This is a genomic window from Pseudomonas sp. LBUM1648 (assembly GCF_059716145.1).
Genome location: NZ_CP166808.1, coordinates 5,858,206 through 5,877,339, shown reverse-complemented (window position 1 = coordinate 5,877,339; position 19,134 = coordinate 5,858,206). Strand labels below are relative to the sequence as shown.

15 protein-coding genes are annotated in these 19,134 nt (G+C 60.4%); 10 read left to right on the top strand and 5 right to left on the bottom strand.

Annotated features, from left to right (window positions below; all coding sequences use genetic code 11):
* Positions 1–34 precede the first annotated feature (34 nt).
* Genes rsmA through ACA043_RS26720 form a run of 4 tightly spaced genes read right to left on the bottom strand, consistent with a single transcriptional unit; the run spans position 35 to position 5,973 of the window.
* Positions 35–853 carry a 16S rRNA (adenine(1518)-N(6)/adenine(1519)-N(6))-dimethyltransferase RsmA gene (rsmA, locus tag ACA043_RS26735; protein ID WP_187680832.1) on the bottom strand — a complete coding sequence of 273 codons (819 nt, stop codon included), beginning with the start codon at positions 851–853 and terminating at the stop codon, positions 35–37.
* Complete coding sequence (gene pdxA / locus ACA043_RS26730) at positions 850–1,839, bottom strand: 4-hydroxythreonine-4-phosphate dehydrogenase PdxA (protein ID WP_497658203.1); 990 nt, start codon at positions 1,837–1,839, stop codon at positions 850–852. The genes rsmA and pdxA overlap by 4 nt, the downstream gene beginning before the upstream one ends.
* Positions 1,836–3,152 carry a peptidylprolyl isomerase SurA gene (surA, locus tag ACA043_RS26725; protein ID WP_410458020.1) on the bottom strand — a complete coding sequence of 439 codons (1,317 nt, stop codon included), beginning with the start codon at positions 3,150–3,152 and terminating at the stop codon, positions 1,836–1,838. The genes pdxA and surA overlap by 4 nt, the downstream gene beginning before the upstream one ends.
* Positions 3,133–5,973 (bottom strand): LPS-assembly protein LptD, encoded by a 2,841-nt coding sequence (locus ACA043_RS26720; protein WP_497658202.1) that lies wholly within the window; start codon positions 5,971–5,973, stop codon positions 3,133–3,135. The genes surA and ACA043_RS26720 overlap by 20 nt, the downstream gene beginning before the upstream one ends.
* A 131-nt stretch (positions 5,974–6,104) precedes the next feature.
* Here ACA043_RS26720 and ACA043_RS26715 point away from each other — a divergent pair, with 131 nt between their 5' ends.
* From ACA043_RS26715 to ACA043_RS26705, 3 genes are read left to right on the top strand one after another with little or no spacing between them, the layout of a single operon-like run.
* Positions 6,105–7,124, top strand: a complete 1,020-nt coding sequence (locus ACA043_RS26715; protein WP_497658201.1) for an aminoglycoside phosphotransferase family protein — start codon at positions 6,105–6,107, stop codon at positions 7,122–7,124.
* A complete protein-coding gene (gene murU, locus ACA043_RS26710; protein ID WP_401270095.1) occupies positions 7,121–7,792 on the top strand; it encodes an N-acetylmuramate alpha-1-phosphate uridylyltransferase MurU in 672 nt (223 codons plus the stop codon). Before ACA043_RS26715 ends, murU begins: the two co-directional genes overlap by 4 nt.
* Before the next feature lies 1 nt (position 7,793).
* On the top strand, positions 7,794–8,561 hold the full coding sequence (locus ACA043_RS26705) for a TerB family tellurite resistance protein (RefSeq protein WP_187680826.1): 768 nt from the start codon (positions 7,794–7,796) through the stop codon (positions 8,559–8,561).
* 66 nt (positions 8,562–8,627) lie between these two features.
* On the opposite strand, the gene ACA043_RS26700 is transcribed toward ACA043_RS26705, so the two are convergent.
* Positions 8,628–9,617: an alpha/beta hydrolase family protein gene (locus tag ACA043_RS26700; protein ID WP_497658200.1), complete on the bottom strand. Its 990-nt coding sequence runs from the start codon at positions 9,615–9,617 to the stop codon at positions 8,628–8,630.
* A 73-nt stretch (positions 9,618–9,690) separates the two neighbouring features.
* Between ACA043_RS26700 and ACA043_RS26695 the strand changes: the two genes are divergently transcribed.
* The 7 genes from ACA043_RS26695 to ACA043_RS26665 all read left to right on the top strand — a co-directional run bounded on the left by ACA043_RS26695 (position 9,691) and on the right by ACA043_RS26665 (position 19,076).
* Complete coding sequence (locus tag ACA043_RS26695; RefSeq protein ID WP_497658199.1) at positions 9,691–12,087, top strand: PAS domain-containing sensor histidine kinase; 2,397 nt, start codon at positions 9,691–9,693, stop codon at positions 12,085–12,087.
* Between the two features lie 18 nt (positions 12,088–12,105).
* On the top strand, positions 12,106–12,735 hold the full coding sequence (locus tag ACA043_RS26690) for a response regulator (RefSeq protein ID WP_008085218.1): 630 nt from the start codon (positions 12,106–12,108) through the stop codon (positions 12,733–12,735).
* A 325-nt stretch (positions 12,736–13,060) separates the two neighbouring features.
* A complete protein-coding gene (locus ACA043_RS26685; RefSeq protein ID WP_187681115.1) occupies positions 13,061–14,185 on the top strand; it encodes an ABC transporter ATP-binding protein in 1,125 nt (374 codons plus the stop codon).
* A gap of 49 nt (positions 14,186–14,234) precedes the next feature.
* Positions 14,235–15,278 (top strand): ABC transporter substrate-binding protein, encoded by a 1,044-nt coding sequence (locus ACA043_RS26680; protein WP_027610727.1) that lies wholly within the window; start codon positions 14,235–14,237, stop codon positions 15,276–15,278.
* Positions 15,279–15,555: 277 nt separating this feature from the next.
* Positions 15,556–16,803: an ABC transporter permease gene (locus ACA043_RS26675; RefSeq protein ID WP_187681116.1), complete on the top strand. Its 1,248-nt coding sequence runs from the start codon at positions 15,556–15,558 to the stop codon at positions 16,801–16,803.
* A 12-nt stretch (positions 16,804–16,815) separates the two neighbouring features.
* Complete coding sequence (locus tag ACA043_RS26670) at positions 16,816–17,640, top strand: ABC transporter permease (RefSeq protein ID WP_497658198.1); 825 nt, start codon at positions 16,816–16,818, stop codon at positions 17,638–17,640.
* Positions 17,641–17,927: 287 nt separating this feature from the next.
* A complete protein-coding gene (locus ACA043_RS26665; RefSeq protein WP_401270077.1) occupies positions 17,928–19,076 on the top strand; it encodes an iron-containing alcohol dehydrogenase in 1,149 nt (382 codons plus the stop codon).
* The last annotated feature ends 58 nt before the right edge of the window (positions 19,077–19,134 follow it).

Below are 19,134 nucleotides of genomic sequence, written 5' to 3'. Positions count from 1 at the left end.
GAGTGGCGTCCTGCCCGATAGCGTTCATCGCCGGTCAGTCGGCGGCGGGAGTTTCCGGGACTTGTTCGCTGAGCTTGTCGGCCAGGCGCACGAAGGCAGCCAGATCCAGTTGCTCCGGGCGCAGACTGCCATCGACGCCGGCAGCTTCGATCTCGGCGTTGCTCATCAATTGCTTGAGCGTGTTGCGCAGGGTCTTGCGGCGCTGGTTGAACGCTTCACGCACAACGCGCTCGAGCAGGCGATGATCCTTGGCCGGGTGCGGCAGCACCGCGTGTGGCACCAGACGGACGATGGCCGAATCCACTTTCGGCGGTGGATTGAACGCGCCCGGGCCAACGTTGAACAGGTGCTCTACGCGGCAATGGTACTGAACCATGATCGATAGGCGACCCCAGTCACCACCGCCGGGGCCTGCGGCCAGGCGCTCGACCACTTCCTTCTGCAACATGAAGTGCATGTCGCGAATGATGCCGGCGTTGTTCAGCAGGTGAAAAATCAGCGGTGTGGAGATGTTGTACGGCAGGTTGCCGACGACGCGCAGGCTGTTCGGCGCGGCGTTGAGTGTGTTGAAGTCGAACTTCAGCGCATCGCCCTGATGCAGGTTGAAGTTGCTCTTGCCGGCAAATTGCTGGTTGAGGATCGGGATCAGGTCCTTGTCCAGTTCCACCACGTCGAGTTGCGCACCGGAGTTGAGCAGACCGGCGGTCAGTGCGCCCTGGCCCGGGCCGATTTCCAGCAGGCGGTCTTCGGACTTGGCGCTGATGGAGCGCAGGATGCGGTCGATAACGCCGGCATCGTGCAGGAAGTTCTGGCCAAAGCGTTTGCGCGCCTTGTGTTGGTATTGCTCGGTCATAAACGGGTCTCGGCCATCTGATAGGCGGTTTCCAGGGCGACTTGCAGGCTTCCGGTATCGATCTTGCCGCTGCCGGCCAGATCCAGGGCGGTGCCGTGGTCGACCGAAGTGCGGATGATCGGCAGGCCAAGGGTCACGTTGACGGCGGCGCCGAAGCCTTTGTACTTCAGCACGGGCAGGCCCTGGTCGTGGTACATCGCCAGCACTGCGTCGCAGTGCTCCAGATATTTGGGGGTAAACAGAGTGTCGGCAGGCAGCGGGCCACGAAGGTCCATGCCCTCGCCGCGCAGGCGCTCTAAGGTGGGTTCGATGATGTCGATTTCTTCATGGCCCAGGTGTCCGCCTTCACCGGCGTGCGGGTTGAGTCCGCACACCAGGATGCGTGGCCGGGCAATGCCGAATTTTTCTTGCAGGTCGGCGTGCAGAATGCGCGTGACCCGCTCCAGCCGCTCCGGTGTGATTGCATCGGCAATCTCGCGCAACGGCAGGTGGGTGGTGACCAGTGCAACGCGCAAACCGCGAGTGGCGAGCATCATCACCACTTGTGCGGTGTGGGTCAGATCAGCCAGGAATTCCGTGTGCCCGGAGAACGCGATGCCCGACTCGTTGATCACGCCTTTGTGTACTGGAGCGGTGATCATCCCGGCGAAGTCGCCGTTCAGACAACCGTTACCGGCGCGGGTCAGGGTTTCGAGGACGAACGCGGCATTGGCCTTGTCCAGTTGCCCGGCGACCACAGGGGCGCTGAGCGGTATGTCCCAGACGTAAAGACTGTTCGCGGGCGCCGGAGCGACCGGCCAGTGATCGGGCCCGACGTCGAGCAGATTGACAGCCAGCCCCAACTGCGCGGCCCGCTCAAGGAGCAGGTCGCGGCTGGTGATGGCAATCAGGGGATGAGGCTGGGCTTGCGAGGCGAGCAGCAGGCATAGGTCGGGGCCGATGCCGGCTGGTTCGCCGGGTGTCAGCGCGAAACGCTTGGGTTTCACTGCGCTGCCTGGTCTGCACCAGGGAGTTTGATCTCTACGTACGCTTCGTCACGGATCTGACGCAGCCAGGTTTGCAGCTCTTCGTCGTATTTGCGGTTACGCAGTACGGTCATGGCCTGCTGTTCGCGAGCCTGTTCGGTGCTGTCGGTGGCGCGACGGCCAAGGACTTCCAGAACATGCCAGCCGTATTGAGTCTGGAACGGCTTGGACAGCTGACCTTGTGGGGTCTTGGCCATCACTTCGCGGAATTCCGGCACCAATACGTTCGGGTCGATCCAGTTCAGGTCGCCGCCGTTAAGCGCGGAGCCCGGGTCTTCGGAGTAGCTTTTCGCCAGGGTGGCGAAATCTTCGCCTGCCACGATGCGCTCATACAACGACTGAACCAGGGCTTTGGTCTTGGCTTCGTCGCGGATCGGGCTCGGCTTGACCAGGATGTGGCGCACATGCACTTCATCACGGGTCTGGGCTTCGCCACCGCGCTTGGCCAACAGCTTCAGGATGATGAAACCGCCTGGAGTGCGTGCCGGCTGAGTCACGTCACCGACTGCCATGCTGCTCAACTCGCGATCGAACGGCGGTGGCAGTTGAGCAGCTTTACGCCAGCCCATGTCGCCGCCTTCCAGTGCGTTGTCGCTGGCGGATTTGGCCACGGCCAATTGACCGAAGTCGGCGCCTTGCTTGAGCTGCTGGTAAACCTCCATGGCCTGACGCGCAGCATTCTGAATCGCTTCAGAGTTGGCGCTTTCCGGGGTCGGGATCAGGATGTTGGCCAAGTGCAGTTCTTCGGACAGTTGCATCTTGCCCAGGTCGGAAGCGAGGAAGTTCTTCACTTCCTGCTCGGACACCTGAATGCGTTCGGCTACGCGGCGCTGACGCACACGGCTGATGATCATCTCGCGGCGGATCTGGTCACGGGCGTCGTCGTAAGACAGGCCATCGCGAGCCAGGGCGGCGCGGAACTGGTCAATAGTCATGTTGTTGCGCTGTGCGATGGTGCCGACAGCCTGGTTCAGTTCTTCATCGGTGATACGAATGCCGGAACGTTCGCCGATCTGCAATTGCAGGTTTTCGACGATCAGGCGTTCGAGCACCTGCTGATCCAGTACGCCTGGAGGTGGCGAGCCGCCGCCACGCTTGGCGATGGTCTGCTGAACTTCCTGGACGCGCTGGTCCAGTTGGCTCTGCATGACCACGTCGTTGTCGACGATCGCTACCACTTTATCGATGGACTGTACTGCGGCGTTGGCCGCAGTACCCAGGAACAGCGCGCCCAGCATCAGCGGGCGCAGACAATCAGAAAGCTTGGTCTTCACGTTCACGATAACCTTGAATGCCTTTGTCGAGGAAGCTCTCTACCTTGGCGCCAGTGAGGCCACCGAGTCCCTTCAGAACAATTTGGAGGAAGACGCCATGGTCGCCTTTTTCGTTTTGCGGAGCTTCCTGACTGAACTCGTCATAGGAAACCCAGTAACGGTTGATCAGGCGCAGTTTCCAGCAGCAGTTGTCGTACTCGAAACCACCGAAGGCTTCCAGGGTACGGTTACGGTTGTAGTCGTACTGCCAGCGGCTGATGGCGTTCCACTGTGGAACGATCGGCCAGATGACCGAGAAGTCATGCTGCTGGATCTTGTAGTAGTCCTTCACGTAGCCAGGCTGACCTGGAGTGCCGTAGTCACCGCCACCCACCGACCATTTACCGGTGTTCTGGTCGTAACGAACCTGGTCGTTGCGATAGCGATAGCCAGCGTTGATGACCTTGTTCGGGTTGTCTTCAGGCTGGTAGTGGAACATCGCACTGCCGGAACGCGGGCTGCGGCTGTCCGGATCCCAGTTGTAGTCGGCTGTGGTGCGCCAATCGCGGTTCCAGCGGTATTCGTATTCCAGTGCGTAAGGCGAAACGTTGGATTTCGCGTCGTCACGGGTTTTCGGGTCGATGCCCGGCAACTGAACTTCGCGATTCTTGAAGTAATACGCCTGACCAACACTGATGCGTTGGCGTTCGAAGCCGTTATCTTCGATCCAGCGGCTGGTCACACCCAGCGACAGTTTGTTCTCGTCGCCAACACGGTCGGAGCCGATGAAGCGATTGTCACGGAACAGCGACGAGTAGTTGAAGGTGGCCTCGCTGGTGTCGAAAACAGGAATGTCTTCCTGGTCGACTTCTGGTACGTAAAGGTAAAACAGGCGAGGTTCGAGGGTCTGCCGGTAGTTCTTGCCGAAATAGGATGTATCTCGGTCGAAGTACAGCCCACTGTCAATGCTTGCAATCGGAACGCCACGGCTCTGGCTGCTGCTGAAATCACCACCAATGTACTCGGTGCCAGTCTGTGCCGCGCCTGCTTTTTGATTGGCAATGCCTTGCTTGCCAATGCTATCCAGATCCAGTTGGTATTGCGTGTACTGATATTTGAGCGTTGGTTTGAAGAAACCATAAGTCCAGTTCAGCGGCAGACTGACAGCAGGCGCCAGATTCAACCGGTCGCCATTGGCACGCGCCAGACCTGTGACGTTTTCATCAAGGCGAGGGGAGCCGACAGGGACCCCGTTTGCATCAAATGGCCCGCCGTTCTTGTCGAATACCTGACCACTTCTCAAGTCGCGATCAAACCGCACAAGTTCGGTGTTGTATGAGAAGTCCAGACCGCCAGGATGATATGGCAGACCACCAAAGAAGGTGATCTGTGGCAGGCGGTCGTACGGAGTAATAGCCGCAACCGTCGCCAGTTGGTAGGACTGGGCGTTGACCGCCGCTGTGTAGGTATCTCCACGGTAAGTCACGGAACCTTGCTGGTTCACGTAATCCGAGGACTTGATGCCGATCTGCTCGGATTGCAGATCCTGGAAGTAAAACGGATCGCTGATCTTGGTGTAGTCGACTTGCGTGAGTACGCGGCTGTCCAGACCACCCTTGTGTTGCCAGTTATACATGTAGCGAGTTTTTGCAGAATCAGTCTGCTTGTCGCGATCTGTGTCTTCGTCGTTCAGGTACGCAGCGCCGAACTGGCCTTCGCTGGACTTGGTCAGGTAACGGAACTCGCCTTCCACCAACATGCCACGCTTGCTCATGTAACGCGGGTACAACGTGGCATCGTAGTTAGGCGCCAGGTTGAAGTAGTACGGTGTGACCAGCATGAAGCCGGTATCGGTGCCCGTGCCGATGGTCGGCGGCAGGAAGCCCGACTGGCGACGGTCATCGATCGGGAAGTAGATGTATGGCGTGTAAAGGATCGGAATGTCTTTTACGCGCAGCGTCACGTTAGTCGCGGTACCGAAGCCGGTGGCCGGGTTCAAGGTGATGTTGTTGCCCTTGAGCTGCCAGGCGTTGCTGTTCGGTTCGCACGTGGTGTACGTGCCGTCCTTGAGACGGATGATCGCGTTTTCCGCACGTTTGGCGTACAGCGCGTTACCGCGAATGCGCGACTTGTGCATCACGTATTCGGCGTTATCGACCTTGGCTTCACCGGTGTCGAGCTGCACATCGGCGTGGTCGCCGACGATCAGTGCGCCGTTGTCGCGGATACGTACATCGCCATTGAGTTCGGCGCGGCTCTCGGCCTGGTACAGGCTGGCCTCGTCGGACTCGACCTGCATGCTGCCCTGACGCAGGACGACATCACCGGCCAGCGTACCGACTTGATCATCGGTGTTATAGCGCGAAGCTTTTGCGCCGATAAAGGTCGGAGCATCGCTTTTATTCGTCTTGTCATTCATGCCAGGACGAATCGGTTCGATATAAGCACCAGAGCAGTAAGGACCCGTCTCGGCCAATTGGGCGGCGGTGAGCTTCTCGCGCGGAACCCAGTCGAGGTGACTGAAGTCTTCGCTACGGGATTTCAAACCACGGCCTTTGGCTTCGGTGACCAGCGCTGGCTTGGCGCCAGTGTCGGCAACCGAACCCTTGTCGCTCGGGGCTTCGCCGGTGGCGCTGACGGCACTGCCGTCATGCACTGGACGCGGTGGCAATGCAGCCGCCGGCGTCTTGGGCGCACAGTCCCAACCACCCGAAGCCGAGACGGAGCAGTCATACTGCTCGGCGGCAACAACGAATTGACTGGCCAGAGGTTGCATAGCCAGCAGACTGCCGGTTACCAACAACGGAAATTTTTTACGAAACGCGGGGGATTTCAATGCCATCTTATTAGTCCGGGCTTCCTGCGTGCCATCTGCCCGCGGTGGTGGGCCGCACGCCTCTCGATGGTCTGAAAAAGATGCTGGATAATAAAGCATGACCCGCTTGACGGCTAGCGCCGTCGGAGACCCTTGCAATGCCTGACCAAGATGTACGCTTGCAACACCTGAAAGTTTGGCTCGATGAACAGTTGGCAATCCTGTTTGCAGATCAGGGCTGGGGCGCCGTGCCCCCGGCCACGTTGACCGCGGCCAGTAGCGACGCGAGTTTCCGCCGTTACTTCCGTTGGGAAGGCGCGGGTCGCAGTTTCGTCGTAATGGACGCGCCGCCGCCCCAGGAAAACTGCAAACCGTTCGTGGATATCGCCTTTTTGCTGGCGAAATCCGGAATAAATGTGCCGAAAATTTATGCCGAAGACCTCGAACGCGGATTTCTTTTGCTCAATGACCTGGGCAACAAGACCTATCTGGACCTGATCGATGGCGAAAATGCCGACGCATTGTTCAGCGATGCCCTGCAAGCGCTGCTGGCTTTTCAGCAGTTGCCGATGGTCGCACCGTTACCGAGTTACGACGTTGCATTACTGCGTCGTGAGCTGGAACTGTTTCCCGAGTGGTACGTGAAGCGTGAATTGGGTATCGAATTCGATTCGACCCAACAGCAACAGTGGCAACACGTCAGCGACCTGCTGATCGACAGTGCCCTGGCCCAGCCGAAAGTGCTGGTGCACCGCGACTACATGCCGCGCAACCTGATGCTCAGCGAGCCGAACCCCGGCGTGCTGGATTTTCAGGATGCGGTCTACGGCCCGGTGACCTACGACGTGACTTGTCTGTTCAAGGACGCCTTCCTCAGTTGGCCTGAAGAGCGCGTCCGTGGCTGGCTGGAAACTTACTGGCAGCAAGCCTCGGCACTGAACATTCCCGTGCAGCCGGACTTCGAAGACTTCCTGCGCGCCAGCGACCTGATGGGCGTGCAGCGTCACCTGAAAGTCATCGGCATTTTCGCTCGCATCTGCCATCGCGATGGCAAACCGCGTTACCTCGCCGACGTACCGCGCTTCTTCTCCTATATAGAAGCAGTGATCGCCCGTCGTCCTGAGCTGGCCGAACTGCAAGCGCTGTTCACCAGCCTGCGTGGTGGAGCGACGGCATGAAAGCAATGATTCTGGCGGCAGGCAAAGGCGAGCGCATGCGCCCGCTGACCCTGACCACGCCGAAACCGCTGGTACGTGCCGGCGGCGTCCCGTTGATCGAATATCACCTGCGTGCCCTCGCGTCGGCGGGTTTCAGCGAGATCGTAATCAACCATGCCTGGCTCGGTCAGCAGATCGAGGATTACCTGGGCGACGGTTCGCAGTTTGGTCTGAGCATCCAGTACTCGCCGGAAGGCGAGCCGCTGGAAACCGGCGGCGGGATTTTCCGTGCGCTGCCGTTGCTCGGCGATGATGCGTTCCTGGTGGTGAACGGTGATATCTGGACCGATTACGATTTCAGCGTGCTGCACCAGCCGATCACCGGTCTGGCGCATCTGGTGCTGGCGGATAATCCGGCGCATCACCCGACAGGTGATTTTTCTTTGGTAGACGGTCAGGTCATCGACGGCCAGCCGACTGCAGCCACCCTGACCTACAGCGGCATCGCCGTCATCCATCCGCAACTGTTCGACGGCTGCGCCGACGGCGCTTTCAAACTGGCACCGCTGCTGCGCAAGGCCATGGCGGATGGGCAGGTGACGGGCGAGCGCCTGAAAGGTCATTGGGTGGATGTCGGCACGCATGAGCGTCTGGCCGAAGCTGAAACCTTGATAGAAGCGAGTCGCTGATATGTTGTGGCCAGGGACTCTGATTGGAGCCGGAGCGGGTTTTGCGATTGCCAGCATTCCGGGGGCCATGCTTGGGGCTTTGTTGGGGCAGGCGCTGGATCGGCGCCTGCATTTGCAGAGCTGGGGGCATCTGCGGGAGAAACTCGGTGGTCGGCCGATGCTGCGCAACGACGAATTGTTGTTCGTGTTGCTCGGGCGTCTGGCCAAGAGTGACGGACGGGTGACGGATGGACATATCCAGCAGGCGCGCAATGAGATGCGCGCGCTGGAGATGAGCGAGCCGGCGACGCGCCGGGCGATTGCGGCGTTCAATCGCGGCAAGTCCGGGGACGATAATCTTCGCGGTTATCTACGGCGTCTGAGTGCGCAGCCGCATGCGGCCGAAGGCGTGTTGCGCGCGTGTTGGCGGATGGTCTGGGCCGATGGTCGTGCCGGCGTCAGCGAGCGGGAATTGTTGGCGCAGTGGGGTAAATGGCTGGGCTGGACGACGCATCAGGTGCAGGCGTTGGCCAGTGATTACGAGCCCGGCAAACGGCCCATCGTCAGTGCGGCGGTAAGCTATCAGGAAGCGATGCGATTGCTCGGTGTGTCGGCGAGCAGCGAACCGGCGCAAATCAAACGAGCTTATCGACGTCTGCTCAGCCGTCATCATCCGGACAAGATTGCCGGCAGCGGTGCAACGCCGATGCAGGTGCGAGAGGCGACCGATAAGACCCGCGAGTTGCACAATGCCTACACGTTGATTCGTGAACGGCGGGATTTTCGTTAGGCGGTTTCAAGATCAAAAGATCGTCCGATCGCGGCCTGAGCCTTCGGACGATCTTTTGCTTTTGGGTCAGTCTGTGTTCTGTGGGCTCAACCAGCCACGCACCCGACGGAACAACTGTTCCTGCTCAGCCTTGTTATCCGGTAACGCCTTGAGCGCCACCTGGCTGAACGCCGACGTCTTCAAGCGCTTGCTCGCCTGCATGCGCTCCAGCGCCGCGTTGCGATCCAGCGCTTTGTCCATGTAGAAAATATCAGCCGTTGGCAGTTTCAGCGTTGGCGTCAGTTCCGCCAGGGGCGGTTTGGCCTTGGCCGGTGCTTGCGCGTCGACCATGACGAATTTCTCCACCTGCGCCGTTTGCCGCTCGCTCAAGAAACGCGCCGCCCAATACGCGCCGGTGCCATGACCGAGCACGACAATGCGCCGCGCACTTTGCTGTTCTGCGTAGGCAATGGCGGCGTCGATGCGCGCGAAGATGCGTTCGGCATCGACTTTGGACTGTTCTTCAGTCGTTTCGGCGATCACCTGGTCGGCGACTTCGGCCTCACCGCCTGCTGCTTGTTCGATCGGCTGCGCGGTGGTGGCGTCCTTGCTGCCTGTTTCGGGGGCTTTCGGCGCAGCAACGGCTTCAATTACGCGCGGAGCGATGGCATCGCTTTGCAGATCGGGCAGGGTGATACTCAGACTGCTCCATTCGGCGTCCGGCAATTTGCTCCGCAACGGGCCGATTGCTTGTGGCCAGTCAGCGGTTTCGCCGGCACCGGGGACGATAATCACCGCGCCTTTCGGTTCGGCGGTGTTGGCCGGTTTCCACAAGGCGAGGAAAGTGTCGCTGCCGGCTTGAAGCTGTTGCTGTTCTTGCGCCGGGACTTTACGTTCCAGTGCCGCGGCCTCTTCCTGACTACGCTCAAGCAGTGGTTGGCGCTCGGCCGGTTTTTCTTCGGCGGATTTTTCCGCAGGGGCGGCAGGGGCCGGGTCGGCCGCGTGGACAGAAAACGCACAAGGCAGGATCAGCGACAGGCACAATGCTGGCATTGCCAGGCGGTAGACAGAGGGCATCGGTTATTCCAGGCCAGAAAGTATCCCGGCAGCCTAATGGGTTGGTCAGAATTTGTCAGTGTATGAGACTTCAATGAAGCGATTTTGCTGCCTGTGGGTTATCGGCTGTTTGTGGCTTCCCTTGATGGGCTGGGCGGCGCCTGCGCCATCGGCACACGTTGCGCAGTTGTCAGCCAGCGAGCAGCAATGGCTCGCGCAACACAACGAATTGCGGGTCGGATTGGTGTTGCAGGCGCCGTACGCGCAATACGATCGGCGTTTGCAGCGACTGTCCGGGGCCAACGTCGAGCTGATGAAATGGCTGGCCAAGGCTCTCAATATCGAGCTGAGCTGGCGCAACTTTCAGGATCTGGCGCAATTGGAAACCGCATTGCGCGATGGCGAGATCGACATCGCCCCGGGCCTGACCCAGACACCGAGCGCGCTGCGCCTGTGGCAGTTTTCCGATCCGTACATGCGTGTGCCACAACTGGTGGTCAGCGACCAGAAGGCCGGGGGTGTGGTGGATCTGGAAAAACTCGATGGCCAGACCCGCGTCGCCGTGCGCATGCCGAGCACCACCGCCGACTATCTGCGCGGCAACTATCCACACCTGAATCTGCAAGGCGTGCCGCTGGAGCGTCAAGCGCTGCAATTGTTGCTGAGTCAGCAGGCGTCTTACGCGGTGGTCGATGAAGCGCAACTCGGGCGGTTGTCGGCAGAACCGGAGTTCGCTGAACTGGTAGTGGTCGGCGATATCGGCCTGCCGCAATTGTTGCGAGTCGCTTCGCGCCGGGACTGGCCTGAGCTGGCCGGCATCGTCCAGAGCGCGCTGCGCTCGATCCCGGCCAAGGATCTGGAGCGCCTGCACAATCAATGGCTGCAACCCAAATATCCACGGTTGTCGGAATCGCCGGGGTTCTGGCAGAACCTCAGTCTGTTGTTCGCGGTCATGCTGCTCAGTTGCGTGGCGATCGTGTTCTGGCAGCGGCGCCAGCAACACAGCCTCGAACAACGCCTGCTCGCCGCGCGTGAAGACATCGCCTTGCGCGCCGCCAGCGAAGAAGCGCTGCGCCTGACGCAGTTTTCCATCGATCAAAGCACTGTCGGCATTCTTTGGGTCAACTGGGACAGCCATGTGCGCTACGCCAACCGGGCGGCGGAAAACATGCTCGGCTACCCCTCGGGCGGGCTGATCGAGCGACCGCTGATTGATTTCGAACCGGGTCTGCATATGGACCGCTGGCTCAATCTGTGGAAACGCGCGCGTGCCAGTGAAGAAGGGCCGCTGAGTTTTGAGACAAGCTGTGTGCGTGCCGATGGAAGTATTTTGCCGGCGGATGTATCGCTGAGTTTCCTGCGTTTTCGCGACAGCGAGTATTTGGTGGTCTATCTCAACGACGTCACCGAGCGCCGTCGCGCACTCGCGGCGTTGCAGGAAAGTGAAGCGCGCCTTCAAGGCATCGCCGCCAATGTGCCGGGCCTGGTGTTCCGCCTGGAGCGGGCGCCGGTCACCGGGCAGATCGACTTTGCCTACATCAGTGAGGGCAGCGAAAGTCTGGTCGGCTACGCGCCGGCCGCTATTGCCCACCGCGACATGGGCCTGCGCAGTCTGGTGCATCCGGATGACAAGGCCAGTTATCACCGCACCCAGGATCAGGCGCTGGACACCGACAGCGACTGGTCGTGGCAGGGGCGAATTCTCACACGACAGGGCGAGCAGCGCTGGGCCGAGATCAAGGCGATCACCCGGCAGCTTGAAGATGGCGCTTATGTCTGGGACGGCATCGTCTGGGACATTACCGAGAGCAAGCGCATCGAGCTGGAGCTGGCGGCATCGCGTGAGCAACTGCGCGAGCTGTCGGCACACCTTGAGAGCGTGCGCGAAGAAGAGAAGGCGCGGATTGCCCGGGAAGTACACGATGAGCTGGGGCAGATGCTGACGGTGCTGAAACTGGAGACATCGATGTGCGAACTGGCCTACGCGCAACTCGACCCCGGTCTGCACGACAGGTTGAACAGCATGAAGCGCCTGATCGCCCAGTTGTTCCAGTTGGTGCGTGATGTAGCGACCGCATTGCGCCCGCCGATTCTCGATGCGGGGATTGCGTCAGCGATTGAGTGGCAGGCGCGCCGGTTCGAGGCGCGCACGCAGATTCCGTGTCTTGTGCAGGTGCCGGACAATCTGCCGCCGCTCAGCGATGCCAAGGCGATTGGCCTGTTCCGCATCCTGCAGGAGGCGCTGACCAACGTCATGCGTCATGCCCAGGCGCATACTGTGGAACTGACGCTGGCGCTGGAAGGCGATGAATTGTGTCTGACGGTCAGCGATGATGGCGTAGGATTTGTCGCCGCTGCCGGTCGACCGACTTCGTTTGGCTTGGTGGGCATGCGTGAACGGGTGCTGATCATGGGGGGGCGTCTGGTGCTTGAGAGTGAGCCGGGGGAGGGCACCAGTCTGAATGTCTGGGTGCCGGTGGATGAGGTTTGACTGAATCTGGAGAACAACGTGATCCGTGTACTGGTAGCCGAAGACCACACCATCGTCCGTGAAGGCATCAAGCAATTGATCGGCCTGGCCAAGGACCTGCAAGTCGTGGGAGAGGCGAGCAATGGTGAACAACTGCTCGAAACCCTGCGCCATGTGCCGTGCGAAGTGGTGCTGCTGGACATCTCCATGCCAGGCGTCAACGGCCTGGAAGCGATCCCGCGAATCCGTGCGCTGAACAATCCGCCGGCGATTCTGGTGTTGTCGATGCACGACGAGGCGCAAATGGCTGCTCGCGCCTTGAAGGTTGGCGCTGCGGGTTATGCGACCAAGGACAGCGATCCGGCGCTGTTGCTGACGGCCATCCGCAAAGTCGCGGCGGGTGGGCGCTACATCGACCCGGATCTGGCCGACCGCATGGTCTTCGAGGTCGGCCTGACCGATGCGCGGCCGTTGCATTCATTGTTGTCCGAGCGCGAGTTCTCGGTGTTCGAGCGCTTGGCCCAGGGCGCCAACGTCAACGACATCGCCCAGCAATTGGCCCTGAGCAGCAAGACCATCAGCACCCACAAGGCGCGGCTGATGCAGAAGCTCAACATCACCTCGCTGGCCGAGTTGGTCAAATACGCGATGGAACACAAACTCCTCTGAACAACGCCGCGCTCTGTGTAGGAGCTGCCGAAGGCTGCGATCTTTTGATCTTGCTGTTTACAAGGTCAAAAGATCGCAGCCTTCGGCAGCTCCTACACTAGACCGCGTTGGCATATCCATTCGCGACAAACGCTTTTGCCGTTACTGGCGGCTTGCAGCTTGACGCTCGTAGTCGGCGTGCCAATCCGCGCCATCCTTGTAGGGCAATCCCTACCCCCAACCTTCCATCCCGCTGAGGCGATTCTCTCCTGCGCCCCGATTTGCGTGCCTGCCGCCAGCCACTAGGCTTGGTACACAAGCAGTCATCAACAACAAAGGTGTGGGTATGAGCCAGGTCGATACAAACGCAGGGGCCAGTGATGTGCTGGTCAGCTTTCGTGGAGTGCAGAAGAGCTACGACGGCGAGAACCTGATCGTCAAAGACCTCAACCTGGACATTCGCAAAGGCGAATTCCTCACCCTGCTCGGGCCGTCCGGTTCCGGCAAGACCACCAGCCTGATGATGCTCGCCGGTTTCGAAACGCCGACCGCTGGCGAAATCCTCTTGGCCGGGCGCGCGATCAACAACGTGCCGCCGCATAAGCGCGACATCGGCATGGTGTTCCAGAACTACGCACTGTTCCCGCACATGACCGTCGCCGAAAACCTCGGGTTCCCGCTGACCGTGCGTGGCCTGAACAAGAGTGACGTCGCCGACAAGGTCAAGAAAGTCCTGAGCATGGTGCAGCTCGACGCGTTCGCTTCGCGCTACCCGGCGCAGTTGTCCGGCGGTCAGCAACAGCGTGTGGCCCTGGCCCGGGCGTTGGTGTTCGAGCCGCAACTGGTGCTGATGGACGAACCCCTCGGCGCCCTCGACAAACAACTGCGTGAACACATGCAGATGGAGATCAAGCATCTGCACCAGCGCCTCGGCGTGACCGTGGTCTACGTAACCCACGATCAGGGCGAAGCGCTGACCATGTCCGATCGCGTCGCCGTGTTCCACCAAGGCGAAATTCAGCAGATCGCGCCGCCGCGCACGCTTTACGAAGAGCCTAAAAACACCTTCGTCGCCAACTTCATCGGCGAGAACAATCGCCTCAACGGTCGTTTGCTCAGCCAGAGCGGTGAGCGTTGCGTCGTCGAGTTGGGCCGTGGCGAGAAGGTCGAGGCTCTGGCGGTCAACGTCGGCCAGACCGGCGAGCCAGTGACCCTGTCGATTCGCCCGGAGCGCGTCAGTCTCAACGGTTCCAGCGACCAATGCGTCAACCGCTTCTCAGGGAGGGTGGCGGAATTCATCTATCTGGGCGACCACGTCCGGGTGCGCCTGGAAGTCTGCGGCAAGACCGACTTCTTCGTGAAACAACCGATTGCCGAGCTCGATCCCGCGCTCGCGGTTGGTGACGTGGTTCCGCTTGGCTGGCAGGTCGAGCACGTTCGCGCGCTTGATCCGCTGTTAGAGGCGAACTGATCGCCCCCCGCAATACCAACACCAACCCTGCACGTGGAGAGAACAATAAATGTTGAGATCCCTGAAGTTCACCGCCCTGACCCTGGGCCTGATGGGTGCGGCCAGCGCAATGGCCGCTGGCCCGGATTTGACCGTGGTGTCGTTTGGCGGGGCGAACAAGGCGGCGCAAGTCAAAGCCTTCTATGCACCGTGGGAAGCGGCGGGCAACGGCAAAATCGTCGCCGGTGAGTACAACGGCGAAATGGCCAAGGTCAAAGCCATGGTCGACACCAAGAGCGTGTCGTGGGATCTGGTCGAAGTTGAATCGCCAGAGCTGTCCCGTGGCTGCGACGAAGACATGTTCGAGCAACTCGACCCGGCGCTGTTCGGCAAAACCGAAGACTACGTCAAAGGCGCGATTCAGCCGTGCGGCGTGGGTTTCTTCGTCTGGTCGACCGTGCTTGCGTACAACGCCGACAAGCTGAAAACCGCGCCAACCAGTTGGGCCGATTTCTGGGACACCAAGAAATTCCCGGGCAAACGTGGCCTGCGTAAAGGCGCCAAGTACACCCTCGAATTCGCTTTGATGGCTGATGGTGTGGCGCCTAAAGACGTCTACAAAGAGCTGGCGAGCAAGGGTGGTCAGGATCGCGCGTTCAAGAAACTCGACGAGCTGAAGCCAAGCATTCAGTGGTGGGAGGCCGGCGCACAACCGCCGCAATACCTCGCTTCCGGCGACGTGGTCATGAGCTCTGCCTACAACGGTCGCATCGCTGCCGTGCAGAAAGAGTCGAACCTGAAAGTGGTGTGGAACGGCGGTATCTACGACTTTGACGCGTGGGCCATCCCGAAAGGTCTGGACGCCAAGCGTGCTGAAGCGGCGAAGAAGTTCATCGCCTACTCGGTACAGCCGCAGCAGCAGAAGACCTACTCGGAAAACATCGCTTACGGCCCGGCCAACACCCAGGCTGTTCCGTTGCTGAGCAAGGATGTGCTGAAAGATATGCCGACTACCCCGGAAAACATCGCCAACCAGGTGCAGATCGACGTCAGCTTCTGGGCTGACAACGGCGAGCAACTGGAACAGCGCTTCAACTCCTGGGCGGCGAAGTAACCACTGTTTCACCTGCATGGGAGATGGCGATGGGTGCTTTTGTGGCGAGGGGATTTATCCCCGATCGGCTGCGCAGCAGTCGTAGAACCTGAGACTCCAACCTTCCTGACACACCGAGCTGCGTGGTTTTGGGGCTGCTTCGCAACCCATCGGGGATAAATCCCCTCGCCACAAGGTTCGATCTCTCAGGAAAGCTCGCGCCCACAGCTAGCTGTGTTCCAACACAACAGAGGTGGTTCGCCACCTCTGTAACGATCAAAGATTTGCGGAGTACGTCATGGCCATCGCCGTTCCCCTGAACGAGGGCGCCAGCCCCACCTTGAAGCAGAAGCTCAAGCGCGCCGAGCGGGTCAACCGCTGGAAAGCCCAGGCGTTGATTGCGCCGTTGGTGCTGTTTCTGTTGCTGGTGTTTCTGGTGCCGATTGTGGCGCTGCTCTACAAAAGCGTCGGCAACCCGGAAGTGGTCGGCGGCATGCCGCGCACCGTGGCGGCCATCGCCAGTTGGGACGGCCGTGGCCTGCCCGCTGAACCGGTGTACAAAGCGGCCGGCGAAGACCTCGCCGAAGCGCGCAAAAACCAGACGCTGGGCGATCTGTCCAAGCGCTTGAACATGGAGTTGGCCGGCTATCGCAGCCTGCTGACCAAAACTGCCCGGGCGCTTCCATTTGCCAGCGAGCCGGCCTCTTATAAAGAAGCACTGGAGGCACTCGACGAACGCTGGGGCGATCCGGCCTACTGGCAAGCGGTGAAACGCAACACCAGCAGCATTACGCCGTATTACTTGCTGGCATCGGTCGATCACCGCATCGACGACCTCGGTGAAATCGCCCCGGCGACCCCGGATCAGGCGATCTACCTGGACATCTTCGCCCGCACCTTCTGGATGGGTCTGGTCATCACCGTGATCTGCCTGCTGCTCGCCTATCCACTGGCATACCTGCTGGCCAACCTGCCATCGCGCCAGAGCAACCTGTTGATGATTCTGGTGCTGCTGCCGTTCTGGACGTCAATCCTGGTGCGGGTCGCGGCGTGGATCGTGCTGCTGCAATCGGGCGGTCTGATCAACAGCGCGCTGCTGGCCATGGGCATCATCGATAAACCGCTGGAACTGGTGTTCAACCGCACGGGCGTCTACATCTCGATGGTGCACATCCTGCTGCCGTTCATGATCCTGCCGATCTACAGCGTGATGAAAGGCATCTCGCCGACCTACATGCGTGCGGCGATCTCGTTGGGCTGCCATCCGTTCGCCAGTTTCTGGCGCGTGTATTTCCCGCAGACCTATGCCGGTGTCGGCGCCGGGTGCCTGTTGGTGTTCATCCTCGCTATCGGCTACTACATCACCCCGGCGCTGCTCGGCAGCCCGAACGATCAGATGGTCAGCTACTTCGTCGCGTTCTACACCAACACCAGCATCAACTGGGGCATGGCCACCGCGCTGGGCGGGCTGTTGCTGCTGGCGACCGTGGTGCTTTATCTGATTTACAGCTGGCTGGTGGGCGCCAGTCGCCTGCGCCTGAGCTAAGGGGAATTTGAAATGCTGAGTCCTTACATGTCGCCCATCGAACGGGTGTGGTTCTACAGCTTGCGGATCCTCTGCGGCTTGATTCTGCTGTTTTTGATTCTGCCGGTGCTGGTGATCGTGCCGTTGTCGTTCAACTCGGGCAGTTTTCTGGTGTACCCGCTGCAAGGCTTCTCGCTGCAGTGGTATCAAGACTTCTTCGCCTCGGCGGAATGGATGCGCGCGCTGAAGAACAGCATCATCGTCGCCCCGGCCGCGACGGTGCTGGCGATGATCTTCGGCACGCTGGCGGCGATCGGCCTGACCCGGGGCGACTTCCCCGGCAAAGCACTGGTGATGGCGCTGGTGATTTCGCCGATGGTGGTGCCGGTGGTGATTATTGGTGTGGCGAGTTACCTGTTCTTTGCACCGCTGGGGCTAGGTAATAGCTTCTTTTCATTGATCGTGGTGCACGCGGTGCTGGGTGTGCCGTTTGTGATCATCACGGTGTCGGCGACCTTGCAGGGCTTTAACCACAATCTGGTGCGGGCGGCGGCCAGCCTCGGGGCATCGCCACTGACCGCGTTCCGTCGGGTGACCCTGCCACTGATTGCGCCGGGGGTGATTTCCGGTGCGCTGTTTGCCTTCGCGACGTCGTTTGATGAGGTGGTGGTGACGCTGTTTCTTGCAGGTCCCGAGCAGGCGACGTTGCCTCGGCAGATGTTCAGCGGGATTCGTGAGAATTTGAGTCCGACGATTGCGGCGGCTGCTACGTTGCTGATCGCCTTTTCCGTCATCCTGCTGCTGACCCTGGAATGGCTACGCGGCCGTAGCGAAAAACTGCGTACCGCTCAGGTTTAAGGGCCAGATCAAAAGCTTACCCCCTCACCCCAGCCCTCTGCCCCAAGGGGGCGAGGGGGAAGGGAGCAGATCGTTGTGCTGTTCAAGGCCTGAGTTCGACTCGGTAATTCAGGTCGATGTACTTCGAGAGTACAACTCGGTCAGTCCCCTCTCCCTCCGGGAGAGGGCTAGGGTGAGGGGCTGTTGATCTTGCCCTTGATGGGTCATTCACGACCTGAATAGCAGACAACCCCAAATCTCCAGCTAATCTTGTGCCCAGCTCCCACATCTATAAGAGGCTGCGCACGATGAGTCTTTCCCAGTTCAAAATCGCTCACAAATTGATTACCGGCGCGGGGGCCATCGAGCAACTGGCGGCCGAACTCACCCGTCTCGATATCGACAATCCGCTGATCGTCACCGACGCCGCGCTGGTCAAGTCCGGCACCGTGGAGCTGGCGCTGGTGCAATTGGGGGGGCGCGAGTACGAGATTTTCGACCGCGTGCTGCCGGATCCGGAAATCGCCATCGTCGAAGACTGCATGCGTGTCTATCGCGAGGGTGGGCATGACGGCTTGATCGGTCTCGGTGGCGGCAGTGCCATCGACATCGCCAAGAGTGTCGCGGCCTATGCCGGTTATCACGGCGCGCTGGAAGATCTGTTCGGCGTCGAACAGGTGCCACGCAAAGGCCCGCCGCTGATCGCCATCCCGACCACCGCCGGCACCGGTTCGGAAGTGACCAACGTCGCCATCCTTTCCGACAAGGTTGCGCAACTGAAGAAAGGCATCGTCAGCGACTATCTATTGCCGGACGTGGCGCTGGTCAGCCCGCAAATGACCCTGACCTGTCCGCGCAGTGTCACCGCGGCCAGTGGCGTTGACGCGCTGGTGCACGCCATCGAATCCTATCTGTCGGTCAACGCTTCGCCGATCACTGATTCCCTGGCCATCGGCGCCATCAAGCTGATCGCCAACGCACTGCCCAAGGCCTACGCCAACGGCGCCAACCTGCAAGCCCGAGAAGACATGGCCACCGCCAGCCTGATGGCCGGCATGGCGTTCGGCAATGCCGGCGTCGGCGCGGTGCATGCGCTGGCTTATCCACTGGGCGGGCGTTTCAACATTGCCCATGGCGTCAGCAATGCCTTGCTACTGCCGTATGTCATGACCTGGAACAAGATGGCCTGCGTCGAGCGGATGCAGGATATCGCCGAGGCCATGGGCGTGAAGACCGCTCATCTGAGTGCCAGCGAAGCGGCGGACAAAGCCGTGCAGGCCATGACCGACCTCTGTGTGGCGGTGGAAATCCCCGTCGGCCTGCGCAGTTTCGGTGTGCCGGAAGACGCGATCCCGGCCATGGCCGTGGAGGCCGCGGGAATCGAGCGCTTGATGCGCAACAACCCGCGCAAGCTCAGCGCCATCGATATCGAGAAGATCTACCGCGCGGCCTACTGATCATCGCGGTCACGGTGCGCGCGCGGAAACTTGAGGTATACAATGCGCGCCATCGTGA

Coding starts and splice junctions, on each gene's coding strand:
- rsmA (WP_187680832.1), bottom strand. CDS start 853: ATGACCGAGCAATACCAACACAAGGCGCGCAAACGCTTTGGCCAGAAC.
- ACA043_RS26670 (WP_497658198.1), top strand. CDS start 16,816: ATGCTGAGTCCTTACATGTCGCCCATCGAACGGGTGTGGTTCTACAGC.
- ACA043_RS26685 (WP_187681115.1), top strand. CDS start 13,061: ATGAGCCAGGTCGATACAAACGCAGGGGCCAGTGATGTGCTGGTCAGC.
- ACA043_RS26665 (WP_401270077.1), top strand. CDS start 17,928: ATGAGTCTTTCCCAGTTCAAAATCGCTCACAAATTGATTACCGGCGCG.
- ACA043_RS26675 (WP_187681116.1), top strand. CDS start 15,556: ATGGCCATCGCCGTTCCCCTGAACGAGGGCGCCAGCCCCACCTTGAAG.
- ACA043_RS26720 (WP_497658202.1), bottom strand. CDS start 5,973: ATGGCATTGAAATCCCCCGCGTTTCGTAAAAAATTTCCGTTGTTGGTA.
- murU (WP_401270095.1), top strand. CDS start 7,121: ATGAAAGCAATGATTCTGGCGGCAGGCAAAGGCGAGCGCATGCGCCCG.
- ACA043_RS26705 (WP_187680826.1), top strand. CDS start 7,794: ATGTTGTGGCCAGGGACTCTGATTGGAGCCGGAGCGGGTTTTGCGATT.
- ACA043_RS26700 (WP_497658200.1), bottom strand. CDS start 9,617: ATGCCCTCTGTCTACCGCCTGGCAATGCCAGCATTGTGCCTGTCGCTG.
- ACA043_RS26715 (WP_497658201.1), top strand. CDS start 6,105: ATGCCTGACCAAGATGTACGCTTGCAACACCTGAAAGTTTGGCTCGAT.
- ACA043_RS26680 (WP_027610727.1), top strand. CDS start 14,235: ATGTTGAGATCCCTGAAGTTCACCGCCCTGACCCTGGGCCTGATGGGT.
- ACA043_RS26695 (WP_497658199.1), top strand. CDS start 9,691: ATGAAGCGATTTTGCTGCCTGTGGGTTATCGGCTGTTTGTGGCTTCCC.